Source organism: Pedomonas mirosovicensis, from assembly GCF_022569295.1.
GTDB classification, from domain to species: Bacteria; Pseudomonadota; Alphaproteobacteria; order Sphingomonadales; family Sphingomonadaceae; genus Pedomonas; species Pedomonas mirosovicensis.
In genome coordinates this window covers 221,261-233,293 of record NZ_JAKFIA010000001.1, presented here as the reverse complement: position 1 = coordinate 233,293, position 12,033 = coordinate 221,261, and the positions used below count along the sequence as shown (strand labels likewise).

The 12,033-nt window shown below is 65.2% G+C and carries 15 protein-coding genes and 1 pseudogene; 7 read left to right on the top strand and 9 right to left on the bottom strand.

All coding sequences use genetic code 11. The features are described from left to right. Positions 1 to 92: 92 nt before the first annotated feature. Together L0C21_RS01140 and L0C21_RS01135 are read right to left on the bottom strand one after the other, a co-directional pair. Positions 93 to 746, bottom strand: a complete 654-nt coding sequence (locus L0C21_RS01140) for an IS5 family transposase (protein WP_259276629.1) — start codon at positions 744 to 746, stop codon at positions 93 to 95. Further along, positions 658 to 867: pseudogene (locus L0C21_RS01135) on the bottom strand (transposase); the annotation flags it as partial. The gene L0C21_RS01140 and the pseudogene L0C21_RS01135, both read right to left, overlap by 89 nt. 290 nt (positions 868 to 1,157) lie before the next feature. Between L0C21_RS01135 and L0C21_RS01130 the strand changes: the two are divergent. From L0C21_RS01130 to infC, 3 genes are all read left to right on the top strand, one after another. Next, entirely contained in the window at positions 1,158 to 1,538 is a 381-nt protein-coding gene (locus L0C21_RS01130; RefSeq protein ID WP_259276628.1) for a hypothetical protein, read from the top strand. A 140-nt stretch (positions 1,539 to 1,678) separates the two neighbouring features. Further along, entirely contained in the window at positions 1,679 to 2,851 is a 1,173-nt protein-coding gene (locus L0C21_RS01125) for a PQQ-dependent sugar dehydrogenase (protein ID WP_259276627.1), read from the top strand. Between the two features lie 140 nt (positions 2,852 to 2,991). Beyond that, a complete protein-coding gene (gene infC / locus L0C21_RS01120) occupies positions 2,992 to 3,528 on the top strand; it encodes a translation initiation factor IF-3 (protein ID WP_259276626.1) in 537 nt (178 codons plus the stop codon). A gap of 122 nt (positions 3,529 to 3,650) precedes the next feature. Here the strand turns inward: infC and L0C21_RS01115 are convergent, their stop codons facing one another. The 7 genes from L0C21_RS01115 to ubiE form a co-directional block, all read right to left on the bottom strand. Then, entirely contained in the window at positions 3,651 to 3,812 is a 162-nt protein-coding gene (locus L0C21_RS01115; protein WP_259276625.1) for a DsrE/DsrF/DrsH-like family protein, read from the bottom strand. Beyond that, positions 3,806 to 4,024 carry a DsrE/DsrF/DrsH-like family protein gene (locus tag L0C21_RS01110; protein WP_259276624.1) on the bottom strand — a complete coding sequence of 73 codons (219 nt, stop codon included), beginning with the start codon at positions 4,022 to 4,024 and terminating at the stop codon, positions 3,806 to 3,808. The genes L0C21_RS01115 and L0C21_RS01110 overlap by 7 nt, the downstream gene beginning before the upstream one ends. Before the next feature lie 3 nt (positions 4,025 to 4,027). Beyond that, positions 4,028 to 4,783, bottom strand: coding sequence for a HesA/MoeB/ThiF family protein (locus L0C21_RS01105; RefSeq protein ID WP_259276623.1), 756 nt, complete (start codon positions 4,781 to 4,783; stop codon positions 4,028 to 4,030). 205 nt (positions 4,784 to 4,988) lie between these two features. Further along, on the bottom strand, positions 4,989 to 5,453 hold the full coding sequence (dut, locus tag L0C21_RS01100; protein WP_259276622.1) for a dUTP diphosphatase: 465 nt from the start codon (positions 5,451 to 5,453) through the stop codon (positions 4,989 to 4,991). Then, positions 5,431 to 6,645: a bifunctional phosphopantothenoylcysteine decarboxylase/phosphopantothenate--cysteine ligase CoaBC gene (gene coaBC / locus L0C21_RS01095; RefSeq protein ID WP_259276621.1), complete on the bottom strand. Its 1,215-nt coding sequence runs from the start codon at positions 6,643 to 6,645 to the stop codon at positions 5,431 to 5,433. The genes dut and coaBC overlap by 23 nt, the downstream gene beginning before the upstream one ends. 25 nt (positions 6,646 to 6,670) lie before the next feature. Beyond that, the gene (gene ubiB / locus L0C21_RS01090; protein WP_259276620.1) at positions 6,671 to 8,194 is read right to left on the bottom strand and encodes a 2-polyprenylphenol 6-hydroxylase; all 1,524 of its coding nucleotides are present in this window, start codon (positions 8,192 to 8,194) and stop codon (positions 6,671 to 6,673) included. A gap of 4 nt (positions 8,195 to 8,198) precedes the next feature. Continuing rightward, positions 8,199 to 8,927 carry a bifunctional demethylmenaquinone methyltransferase/2-methoxy-6-polyprenyl-1,4-benzoquinol methylase UbiE gene (gene ubiE / locus L0C21_RS01085; protein ID WP_259276619.1) on the bottom strand — a complete coding sequence of 243 codons (729 nt, stop codon included), beginning with the start codon at positions 8,925 to 8,927 and terminating at the stop codon, positions 8,199 to 8,201. 77 nt (positions 8,928 to 9,004) lie between these two features. Between ubiE and mutM the strand changes: the two genes are divergently transcribed. From mutM to rpsT, 4 genes are all read left to right on the top strand, one after another. Then, positions 9,005 to 9,820 (top strand): bifunctional DNA-formamidopyrimidine glycosylase/DNA-(apurinic or apyrimidinic site) lyase, encoded by an 816-nt coding sequence (gene mutM / locus L0C21_RS01080; RefSeq protein ID WP_259276618.1) that lies wholly within the window; start codon positions 9,005 to 9,007, stop codon positions 9,818 to 9,820. Between the two features lie 13 nt (positions 9,821 to 9,833). Then, a complete protein-coding gene (locus tag L0C21_RS01075; protein WP_259276617.1) occupies positions 9,834 to 10,181 on the top strand; it encodes a hypothetical protein in 348 nt (115 codons plus the stop codon). Between the two features lie 137 nt (positions 10,182 to 10,318). Further along, positions 10,319 to 11,095 carry an enoyl-CoA hydratase gene (locus tag L0C21_RS01070; protein WP_259276616.1) on the top strand — a complete coding sequence of 259 codons (777 nt, stop codon included), beginning with the start codon at positions 10,319 to 10,321 and terminating at the stop codon, positions 11,093 to 11,095. 117 nt (positions 11,096 to 11,212) lie between these two features. Continuing rightward, positions 11,213 to 11,476: a 30S ribosomal protein S20 gene (gene rpsT / locus L0C21_RS01065; protein ID WP_259276615.1), complete on the top strand. Its 264-nt coding sequence runs from the start codon at positions 11,213 to 11,215 to the stop codon at positions 11,474 to 11,476. Positions 11,477 to 12,033 lie beyond the last annotated feature (557 nt).

Here is a 12,033-nt window from a genome sequence, read left to right as displayed (position 1 = left end):
CTGACGGAAAATCACAGGAAGGCGGCCTTCGGGCCGCCTTTTTGTTTTCTCAGGATTTTTTGCAGGGGTCTTGGGCTGTGGTGACATTTTAATTATTTGAGCCAGAGCATGATGCTGACAAGCTTTACGAATCCGAGGAAGGTGGCGGCGAGCTTGTCGTAGCGGGTGGCGATGCGCCGCCATTGCTTGAGCTTGGCGAAGAAGCCCTCGATGCCCCATCGCTGTTTGTAGGCAAAGCGGTCATAGCCATGCTGGCATCTGCGGTGCCGGCGCGGCGGGATGACCGGACTGCCGCCCTGTTCGCGGACGAGGTCATAGACGCAGTCGGCATCATAGGCGCGGTCGCCCAGAACCAGCAGCGCGTGCAGGCCGTACAGCAGCTCGCAGGCCGGGGTCATGTCGCTCTGCTGACCCGGACCAAGGGCGAAGCGGACCGGCAGGCCCAGCGCGTCAACTACGGCATGGATCTTGGTCCCGAAACCGCTACAGGAGCGGCCAAGAGCCTGGGCTTGCGGTCCCCCCTTTTTGGCGCCCGCCCGCCGCCTGAGCTTGAGCGCGGACCACCGTGGCGTCGATCGCCAGCCACTCCATGTCCGGGTCCGAGGCCACCGCCTCGAAGATGCGATCAAATACGCCCTGCTCGATCCAGCGGTAATAGCGCCTCTTGACCGTCTGGTAGGGGCCAAAACGATCCTCCGGCAGATCGCGCCAGCGTGCCCCCGAGCGCGCCAGCCACAGCAGCGCATCGAAGAACCGCCGCCCGTCGCTGCGCGGACCGCGTTTGCCCTTGCGGCCGCCGGGCACAAACGCGCGCAGCCGCTCCCACTGATCGTCCCGAAGAACCTCGCCTTCCACACCAGCCTCCATCAGCCAGCCGTGAACCACGCCTCCCGAAACGCATCACCTCCTAAAATGTCACCGCAGCCTGGACCCCTGCACCCCCATTCGTTTATCGGGCCGCGCCCTTCATGCCGCGCTCGCCCCATTCATACAGAAATTGACGGGCCATGTTCCGGGCGGTCGCTGGAAACACGGCCGTAAAACGAATAGGGGGTCGCAGGGGAGCAAGCTCCCCCTGCATTCTTCCTGAAAGGCCGTCATACGGAACCCCGGAGACGGCGTGGCCGTTCGCTTCGCATGGGGGAAGGAGAAGCGTGATGGCCGAAGACAAGAAGATTCACGAGCAGCCCGTACCCACCGTTGCCAAGCCGACGACGCCGGACCGGCTGCAGGGTGCGCCGACGGAGCCGGAGCGGGAGCTGGAGCAGGCCGACGAGCCGGAAGAGGAGCCGGGCGATCATAGCGCCGGCGGGCTGATCCGGCAGGCGTGGTCGCTGCGCGAGGGCGACGGGATGCACGAGGTCGATACGCACGGCCACACCGCGCCGCCTGCGGCATCGGTTGGCGCGTCGGTGGCGCGGGGCGATGTGGGGCCGATGCCGCCGGCCCGGCGCCGCGCCAAGGGCAATGAGGCCAAGCCGACCGGGGCGCGGCCCGAAGGCGCGCCGCCCGCGCCAGGGTCCGCCAAGCGCCGCTGAGGGGCGAATATCGGATTATCAGCCCCTCGCCAGGGCCTGTGCGGAAACCACCATTCTTGACGGAACGGAAAGGAGCCGGTTAGGTGCTCATCCGTTTATAACGTAACGATCCGTTGGCGAAGTTTGGTGGGGGTGCAGTCATGTCGATGCAGGCATCGGGGCTTTTCAACATGAAGGCGGCGCGGGGTGCCATGGTGGCGCTGATGCTGGCGGCCTGCGGCGGCGCGGTGCCGGGCAGCGCATCCATGGCGGCGACCAGCGTCAAGGTGGAGACCGTGGCCGAGGGGCTGGAGCAGCCGTGGGGTCTCGCCTTCCTCCCCGATGGCCGGATGATCGTCACCGAAAAGCCGGGCCGCATCCGCATCGTCTCGAAGGACGGCAAGCTGTCCCAGCCGGTCGCGAGCGTGCCCGAGGTGGATGACCGCCGCCAGGGCGGCCTTCTCGGCATTGCGCTCGATCCGAAGTTTGCCGAAAACCGGTTGATCTACTTCGCCTTCTCCGAGCCGCGCGGGGACGCCGGCAACGGCACCTCCGTTGCGCGCGCCAAGCTGGTGGAAGAGGGCGGCGCGCCCCGGCTGGAGGGGCTGCAGGTGATCTTCCGCCAGATGCCGACCATCAAGAGCAGCGCCCACTTCGGCGGCCGCGTGGTGTTCGCTCCCGACGGCACGCTGTTCGTGACGCTGGGCGAGCGCTACAGCCAGAAGGAAAAGGCCCAGACGCTCGACAACCTCCTCGGCAAGCTGGTGCGAATCAATCCGGACGGCTCGGTGCCGAAGGACAATCCGTTCGTCGGCAAGCCGGGCGCCAGGCCGGAGATCTGGTCCTATGGCCACCGCAATATTCAGGGCGCGGCCATCAACCCGACGACGGGCAAGATCTGGACCGTGGAGCACGGCGCCAAGGGCGGCGATGAAATCAACATCCCCGAGCCCGGCAAGAACTACGGCTGGCCGGTCATCACCTGGGGCGTTGATTATTCCGGCGCGAAGATCGGCGAGGGCACGCACAAGGAAGGCATGGAGCAGCCGATCCATTACTGGAATCCCTCCATCGCCACCTCGGGGCTGGCCTTCTACACCGGCACCCTGTTCCCTGAGTGGAAGGGCGACGTGTTCGTTGGCGGCCTTGCCGGCCAGATGCTCGCTCACGTGGATGTGGAAGGCAACAAGGTCGTCGGCTGGGAACCGCTGCTGCAGGATCTGGGCGAGCGCATCCGCGATGTGGTGCAGGGACCGGACGGCGCGCTTTATCTGCTCACCGACAATGTGGAAGGGCGCGTCCTGCGTGTTGTGCCTGCCACAGCGCAGAAGTGACGCGGTTGCAGCGGATACTCATTCGAAATTCGCGCGTTTACGCCTTGCAGGTTTCGTGTTAGCGATTACCTGCTCAAGCGTGCCGGGGACGGCGCGCTTGTTTGCGTTAACTGAAAGGAGAATGAGCCATCCGCCCGCCTATGTCACGGCGCCCTCTGGCGCCACCACCGCCGCTTAGTGGTCCCGCCTATAATGAGTTCATCAAGGCGCCGCGCGTGCGCGTCATTGATCAGAACGGAGAGAATCTCGGCGTTCTCTATACGCGGGAGGCACGGGAAATTGCTGCTGAAGTCGGCCTCGACCTGGTTGAGATTTCTCCCAACTCCGATCCGCCAGTGTGCAAAATTCTCGACCTCGGAAAGTTCAAGTACGAGTCGCAGAAGAAGGCGGCTGCCGCCCGGAAAAACCAGAAGACCCAGGACGTCAAGGAAATCAAGATGCGTCCGGGTATCGATGACCATGACTACCAGACCAAGCTGAAGGCCATCGCGCGCTTCATCGAGGAAGGGGATAAGGTCAAGGTCACCCTGCGTTTCCGTGGCCGCGAGATGGCTCACAACCAGCTGGGTATGCGCGTCATGGAACGCGTGGCCACAGACACGGCGGAATACGCCAAGGTCGAGCAGTCCGCCCGCATGGAAGGCCGTCAGATGCTTATGGTCATCGCGCCGAAGTAAGCGGCGGCGTCGATCCGTAATCGAGAACAAGGAAGGCCGGGCATCGCCCGGCCTTCCTTGTTTTCAGGCCCTGCCTTTTTGAAACCTGAAGGCAAACTTGCGGTACGGAAAAGCCAGCCGGCTCACACGAAAAGAAGCTCGCTGTCTTTCGCGTCGGCAAGGAAGGCCACCATGCCCGCCGCTTCCACGCCTTCGGGCAACTGGTTGGCGGTGAGGCCGCACAGGTGCAAGCCCGTGGTGCACGCCGTCATGACGATGCCCAGTTCGCGCGCCGTCGTCAGCATTTCGCAGATCGAGGGAATGCCTGCGCTGGCGAAGGTGTCATCGCCTTTCCATTTTCGGTGAGGGTCAAGCGCCGCGACCGACTCGCTGTGAAAAAGATCCGCACCGGGCGGCCCATGGCCGCCGAGGCGCAGGCGAGGCTGAGGCCGGCATGAATGCGGCCGTGATTGGAATCACTGAAGATGATCGCCAAGCCTTGGCGCGTCTTGCCCATCGATTACCTCCCGCGGCACGCCGGGCAACCAGGGTCCTTCGGCAAACTCAACGTGCGTATCCGATTGCTGAGACCGTCATAAATCAGCAGGCGGCCGGCCAGCGTTTGTCCAAAGCCTACGATCTCACGCAGCACTTCGAGAGCTTGCAAGGACCCTATAACGCCTGTCAGCGCGCCAAGGACACCAACGTCCGCGCATGTACGCTGCTGGCCGCCGGGGGTTTCAGGTACAAAGCAGCGATAACAGGGAAGGGTTTCCTCATATCCCTTAAAAACTGAAACCTGCCCCTCAAACGGTCCCACCGCTGCCGAAACCAGCGGCTTTTTCAGCTGTAAGCAGGCATCCGCCACGGCAAACCGCGTCTCGAACGAATCAGAACCATCCGCGACGATATCATAGCCGCTAATGATCTCGGCTGCATTCTCCGTCGTCAGGCGCAGGGCATGGGCCACCACCTTCACGTCCGGGTTGAGGCGCGCAATGGCTTCCTGCGCGCTCTCGGTCTTCAACCGGCCGATATCGGGCGTGCCGTGCAGCACCTGCCGTTGCAGGTTGGACAAATCCACCACGTCATCGTCCACGATGCCGAGCGTGCCGACGCCCGCTGCCGCCAGATATTGCAGGCACGGGCTGCCCAGCCCGCCCGCGCCGATGACCAGCACCCTCGCCTGCAGGATCTTCACCTGCCCCGCACCGCCCACATCGCGCAGCACGATGTGGCGGGCATAACGGTCCAGCTGCTCGTCGGTCAGGTCCATGGCTCTGGCTCCGGGCTTAGAACTTCAGGATTTTTCAAGGGGGACTTGTCCCCCTTGACCCCCATTCGTTTTATCCGGCCGTGTTTCAGGCGCTTGCTGGATACACGAGCTTTAGATTAGAGGGCCGCGCCCTTCATGCCGCGCACGGCCCGATGAAACAAATGGGAGGTGCAGGAGGGGTAAGCCCCTCCTGCGAAATAACAAATCATACGCCCGTCGAGCCGAAGCCGCCCGCGCCGCGGCTGGTCTCGGAGAGGGTTTTGACTTCCTTCCACACGCCGCGGGTGACCGGGGCAATGACCATCTGCGCGATCCGCATGCCGCGGGTGATGGTGACGGGAGCATCGCCCAGGTTGATGAGGATGACCTTCACTTCGCCGCGATAGTCGGCGTCCACCGTGCCCGGCGCGTTGGCGACGGTGAGGCCCTGCTTGAGGGCGAGCCCTGAGCGCGGGCGCACCTGCGCCTCGAAGCCTTCCGGCAGGGCGATGCCAAGGCCGGTCGGCACGGCGAAGCGCTTGCCCGGCTCGATCACCAGTTCCTCGGTTTCGCCGACGGCGGCCAGCAGGTCCATGCCCGCAGCGCCGGGGGTTTCGTAGCCCGGCAGGGGCAGGCCTTCGCCGTGGGGAAAGCGGATGACTTCAATTTCAGCGTGGTTGGGCGAGAGCATGGGCAATCCGTTCTGCAAGGAGGGTGGCAACGTCGGCCTTGGCCGCTTCCGGCCACGACTCGACTTGGGTGGGAGTGATGATGTGCACCGCGTTGCGGTCGCCGCCCATCACGCCGCCCGCAACGCCGGATGCCGGCGAGACGTCGTTGGCGACGATCCAGTCGCAGCCCTTGCGGGCGATCTTGGCCTTGGCGTGCTGGATGACGTTTTCCGTCTCCGCCGCGAAGCCGACGACGAGGCGCGGGCGGTTCTCGCCGGGCCGCGACAGGGCGGCGAGAATGTCCGGGTTCTCGATGAAGGTGAGCGCGGGCGTGCCGCTGGCGTCCTTCTTGATCTTCTGCGGGCTTTCCTCCACCCGCCAGTCGGCAACGGCGGCAACGCACACGGCGGCATCGACCGGCAGAGCGCTCTGGCAGGCGGCGGCCATCTCGCGGGCGGTCTCCACGTCCACCCGCGTCACGCCTGCGGGCGTCGGCAGGCTGGTGGGGCCGGAGACGAGCGTGACCTGCGCGCCGAGTTTCGCCAGCGCTTCCGCCACCGCATAGCCCTGCTTGCCCGACGAGCGGTTGGCGATGTAGCGCACGGGGTCGATGGGCTCGTGGGTCGGCCCGGCGGTCACGAGGATCTTGTGGCCCGCAAGCGGCCTTGGTGCATCCTCAAGCTGGGCGGCCACCCAGTTGACGATATCCGGCACGTCCGGCAGGCGGCCGGGTCCGTATTCGCCGCAGGCCATGGGCCCCTCGGTTGGCTCCATCACGGCGACGCCATCGGCGCGCAAGCAAGCGACGTTGCGGCGGGTGGCCGGGTGCTGCCACATCCGCACGTTCATGGCGGGGACGATTGCGACTGGCTTATCGGTGGCGAGCAGGACGGTCGACGCCAGATCCCCCGCCAACCCCACCGCCATCTTGGCGATAAGGTCTGCGGTCGCTGGGCACACCAGCAGCAGGTCCGCCTCGCGGCTGAGCTGGATGTGGCCCATCTCGGTCTCGTCCTTCAGGCTGAACAGGTCCGTGTAGACCGGCTGCTCGCTGAGCGCCGCGACGGACAGCGGGGTGACGAACTGCGCGCCCCCTTCGGTGAGCACGCAGCGCACGCTCGCGCCCCGGTCCCGCAGGCGGCGGATCAACTCCAGCGCCTTGTAGGCCGCGATACCGCCGCCGATGATGAGAAGGATGCGCTTGCCGTTCATGCCGCGTGTTCCCGAGTTGCCGCGCCTAGAGTAGCCAGCCCGCGGCCAGCCCGGCAAGGAAGGCGGTTGTCAGGCCGATGAGCCACCAGTTGGGGCCATGCACGGTGATGTCTTCCGGCAGCGGCGGCAGCGGCGGCGCCGCGCCCTTCGGCGGCACCAGCTCCATCAGGCGGCGGGCGACGCTTGGAAGGGCGCGTACGTCCCGCACGAACTGGATGATCTCGTCCGCCGCGCGCGACTCAGGGGAAAGCTCGTCGCGCATCCAGCTCTCGATATAGGGCTGGGCGATCTCCCACATGTTGGCGTCGGGGTCGAGCGAGGCGGCAAGCCCCTCCACCATCACCATGGTCTTTTGCAGCAGCAGCAGGTGCGGCTGGGTTTGCATCTCGAAGATGCGGGTGATGGCGAACAGCTGTTCGAGCAGGCGGCCAACCGAAATGTCCCTGACCGGGCGGCCGAGGATGGGATCGCCCACCGCGCGCAGCGCCGTCGCGAATTCCTCCACCGAATGGTAGGGCGGCACGTAGCCCGCCTCGAAGTGGATTTCGGCGACGCGGCTATAGTTGCGGGTGAGAAGGCCGTAGAGGATTTCGGCCAAGTAACGGCGGCCCAGCCGGTCGAGGCGGCCCATGATGCCGAAATCCACCGCCACCAGCCGGCCCTTGTCGTCCAGCAGCAGGTTGCCGTGGTGGAAGTCGGCATGGAAATAGCCGTCCCCGATCGCCTGCTGGAGGAACACGCGCACGGCGGTGGCGGCCAGCGCCTTCAGGTCCGCGCCGCTCTCCACCAGTCGCTTGCGGTCGGTGAGCGGAATGCCGTTGATCCACTCCATGGTCAGCACACGCTTGGTGGTGCGCTCCCAGTCGATGGAGGGAACGTGGAAGTTCTCGAACGACTCGAGCCGCGCGCCCAGCTCCGCCGCGTTGGCGGCTTCCAGGCGGAAGTCCAGCTCCCGGTCCACCCACTGGCGGAAGGTGTCGATGACGATGCGCGGGCGCAGGCGCTCGGCCTCGCCGCCCAACCGCTCCAGATGCCACGCCGCCCAGTTGTAGGTGGAAATGGCCTCGGCGAAGATTTCCTCGATATGCGGGCGCAGCACCTTGACGGCAACCGTGCGGCCGTCCGTCGTCATCGCCCGGTGCACCTGCGCGATGGAGGCCGCGCCGATGGGCGTCTCGTCGAATGCGGTGTAGAACTGCCCGATCGGCCCGCCCAGCTCCCGCTCCACCGTCGCCTTCACCTGCGCGAAGGGGAAGGCGGGCAGCTTGTCCTGCAACCGTTGCAGGTCGCGGGCGGCGTCCTGGCCGATCAGGTCCGGCCGGGTGGCGAGCGCCTGCCCCAGCTTGATCGCCGCGGGGCCGATGGCCTCGAACGCGTGGGCGTATTCGGGCTGCTTGGGCACGCTGAGGCCGATGCGGGCAAGGCGGGCCAGCATCCGCGCGCTGGCGGGGATGTCCTGAATGTCCTCAAACGGGCGCAGCACGCCGTGGCGGGCAAGGATGCGCCCCCACTTAATCATGCGCCAGGCATGAACGAGCGTTCCGGCCACGCTTTTAGACCTTCCAGCCGGAGTGGATGGCAACGACGCCGCCCAGAATCAGCTGGGAGCGCACGTTGGAGAAGCCCGCGTCCCTGATCATCTGCTCGAAGGTTTTGGCGTCGGGGAAGCGGCGGATGCTCTCGGCCAGATACTGATAGGCTTCCCGGTCTTTCGCCACGATCTCGCCCATCTTCGGCAAGAGGTTGAAGGAGTACCAGTCATAGGCGCCGGCCATCAGCGGCAGCTCGACCTTGCTGAACTCCATGCAGAAGAAGCGCCCGCCGATCTTGAGCACGCGATAGGCTTCCCGCAGGGCGGCCGGAATGTCGGTCACGTTCCGGATGCCGAAGGAGATGGTGTAGGCGGTGAAGCTGGCGTCATCGAACGTCAGCTTCTCGGCGTTCTGCTCGCTCCACTTGAGCTCAAACCCGCGCTTGGCGGCGCGCTCCTTGCCCACTTCCAGCATGGCCGGGTTGATGTCGGAGACGGTCACATCCGCGCCCTTGCGGGCCATGCGGAAGGCGATGTCGCCGGTGCCGCCCGCCATGTCGAGGATGGGCTCGCCGGGGCGCGGGCGCACCTTATCGACGAAGTGGTCCTTCCACATGCGGTGCAGGCCGCCCGACATCACGTCATTCATGATATCGTAGTTGCGGGCGACGCGCCGGAACACGTCGGTGACGCGCTCGGTCTTCTCGGCGGGGTCCACCCACTGGAAGCCGTAGGAAACTTTCTCGCTCATGGTGACCGTCTCTAAAGGAGGCTTGCGGTGGGTGCAATTGCACGCGACTAAGGCAGGGGCAAGACAAGTGAGGACCCATGCCCGAATTACCTGAAGTCGAGACCGTCTGCCGCGGCATGGCGCGGGTGCTGACAGGCCGCCGCATCGCCCGTGTCGAGGTCCGCCGCCCGGACCTGCGCCGCCCGATCCCTCTCGACCTGGCGGAGCGGCTGACGGGCAGCACCGTTACCCGCATCACCCGGCGCGCCAAGTATGCGCTCATCCACACCGACCGGGGGGACGTGGTGGTGCTTCATCTCGGCATGTCCGGCCGGGTGCGGGTGGACCCGGAGGCTCCCGAAAAGCACGACCATGTGCTGTGGGCAACCGACGACGGCCATGTGCTGGTGCTGAACGATGCCCGCCGCTTCGGCAGCCTCGACATCGAGCGGGAGGAGCGGCTGCACGAGCACCCGCTGTTCATCCACCTCGGCCCCGAGCCGCTGGGTAACGAATTCAATGCGGAAAGCCTGGCCAGGGCGCTGACGGGCAAGGGCACACCCATCAAGCTGGCGCTGCTCGACCAGCGCGTGGTGGCGGGGCTTGGCAACATCTACGTATGCGAGGCGCTGTTCGGGGCGGGGATAGACCCCTGCTGCCCGGCAGGCCACCTGTCGCCCGAACAGCTGGAGAAGCTGGTGGCGGAGATCCGCGCCGTGCTGGCGCGCGCCATCGAGGCGGGCGGGTCATCCTTGCGTGACTATGTGCAGGTGGATGGCGAGCTTGGCTATTTCCAGCACAGCTGGCAGGTTTACGGGCGCGAGGCGGAAGCGTGCCGGGTATGCGCCCGGCCCATTTCCCGTATTGTGCAAAGCGGGCGCTCGACCTTCTATTGCGCCCATTGCCAGCGGTGAAAGGCGATTCGGAATGAAGATGGTGCTTGCGGTTCTGGCATTCCTGGCGGGCGCGCCGCTGCTCGAAGGCTTCGACGTGCCGCTGATGCCGGGCCTGGCCGAGCAGGCCGACTCGCGCCTCACCTTCGATAAGGAGGAGGGCAGCATCGTTGAGACCGTGCTGGAAGGCGCGGTGCCGAGGGACCAGGTGCGGGACTATTACGCCAAGGCTCTTGCCGGGCTGGGCTGGACGCTCGCCGACTCGCAGGGCAGCCGCCAGGTCTATCGCCGGGGCGGCGACCAGCTCATCATCGACTACGCGGGCGAAGGCGACACCACCCGGATGCGGCTGCTGCTGGAGCCGGTGGAGCCCCGGCCTTAAGATCTCGGCCTGCATTGGGATTTTTGCAGGAAGGCTGTGCCTTATCGCCTCTGGCCCCAGGGCCGGGGGTGGGGCATGTCATCTCCTGTACAGACGCGCATGGCGCCTGAAATTCCGAACAATCGAGGAGTCGTCCCTTGAGTTACGAAACCCTGATCGTTGAGACCCACGGCGCGGTTGGCCTCATCCGCCTCAACCGGCCGGAGGCGCTGAATGCCCTCTCCCTCAAGCTCACCAGCGAGCTGACCCAGGCGCTGCGGGCCCTCGAGGCGGATGACGCCATCGGCTGCATGGTGCTGACCGGTTCGGAAAAGGCGTTCGCGGCCGGCGCGGATATCAAGGAGATGGCGGGCAAGAATTTCTCCGACGTCTACCTTGAGGACTTCATCACCGCCACGTGGGAGGAGATCACCCGCTGCCGCAAGCCGGTTCTGGCGGCGGTGAACGGCTTCGCGCTGGGGGGCGGCTGCGAGTTCGCCATGATGTGCGACATCGCCTATGCGGGGGAGAACGCCAAGTTCTCCCAGCCCGAGATCAAGCTCGGCGTCAGCCCCGGCGCGGGCGGCACGCAGCGGCTCGCCCGCTTCGTCGGCAAGGCCCGCGCCATGGACATGTGCCTGACGGGCCGCATGATCGATGCCAAAGAGGCGCTGGAGATGGGGCTGGTCGCCCGCATCTTCCCGACCGAATCGCTGGTGGCTGAGGTGCTGAAGATCGCCGCCGAGATCGCGGCCTATTCGCGGCCGACGGTGCTGGCGGTCAAGGAGATGGTCAACCGCGCCTACGAGACCACTCTCTCCGAGGGCATGCGATTCGAACGCCGGCTGTTCCACGGCCTGTTCAGCACCGAAGACAGCAAGGAAGGCATGGCCGCTTTCCTTGAGAAACGGAAGCCCGCCTTCAAGAATCGGTAAAATTTGAGCGGACTCGCGCCCCTCCTGTTGACCGGGGGGCGCGACTCTGCCATAAGCCGCCCGCTCGTGTCGGGCAGGGCCCGGCGCATTTAATATTCTATTGGCTGAGGACGAGAGATGGCCAACACACCGCAGGCGCGTAAGCGCATCCGCCGCAACGCTCGTCGCGCGGAGATCAACAAGGCGCGCGTCAGCCGCATCCGTACGTTCGTGAAGAAGGTTGAGCTCGCCATTGCCAGCGGCGACAAGTCTGCCGCCGAAGTGGCTCTGCAGGCTGCTCAGCCGGAACTGCAGCGCGGCGTCACCAAGGGCGTCCTGCACAAGAACACGGTTGCGCGCCGCATTTCGCGCCTCACGCATCGCGTTCGCGCCCTGGGCTAATCCAGCCCCGATTCGGAGCCGAAAGGCTCCGGCGCATGTCTCGCGAGAGCGTCAATCATGGCCCCGGCCGGCAACGGCTCGGGGCTTTGTGCGTTTTGAACCTGCCGCATTCCAGGCGAATCGAGACATGGCGGTAGCGTAATAATTTCAGCACTTTAGATATCGCAGATGTTTGAAGAGCTTAGCCTGTCAATGAATTTATTTGTGCGATGGGTTTGAGCGTGGCCTTGTGAAGCCTGGGACGGCTGGCTACAGTCCGCCTAACGAGATTCGGGGCAGCACCTATTCTTCGTAAAACCGAAGAAGAACGGGTTTAGGGCAGGTAACTTGTTCTAAATCTTGTTGTCGATATTACTTTCGGCAACCGTTCAGTTTGCTTCGATATCTTGGCTATGGGTACTTCGACGTACAGAGCATTCCATTCTGCCGCAGGTTCTTTTTCGTTCCGGAACATTTTGGAGCGAGGAGTCTTCATCCTTTTGGAGCGGGATTGCGGCGGGGATCGCAGGGGGCAGCGATCCGCTGCGTCGGGGACCCGCAGGCGCGTGCTGAGCATT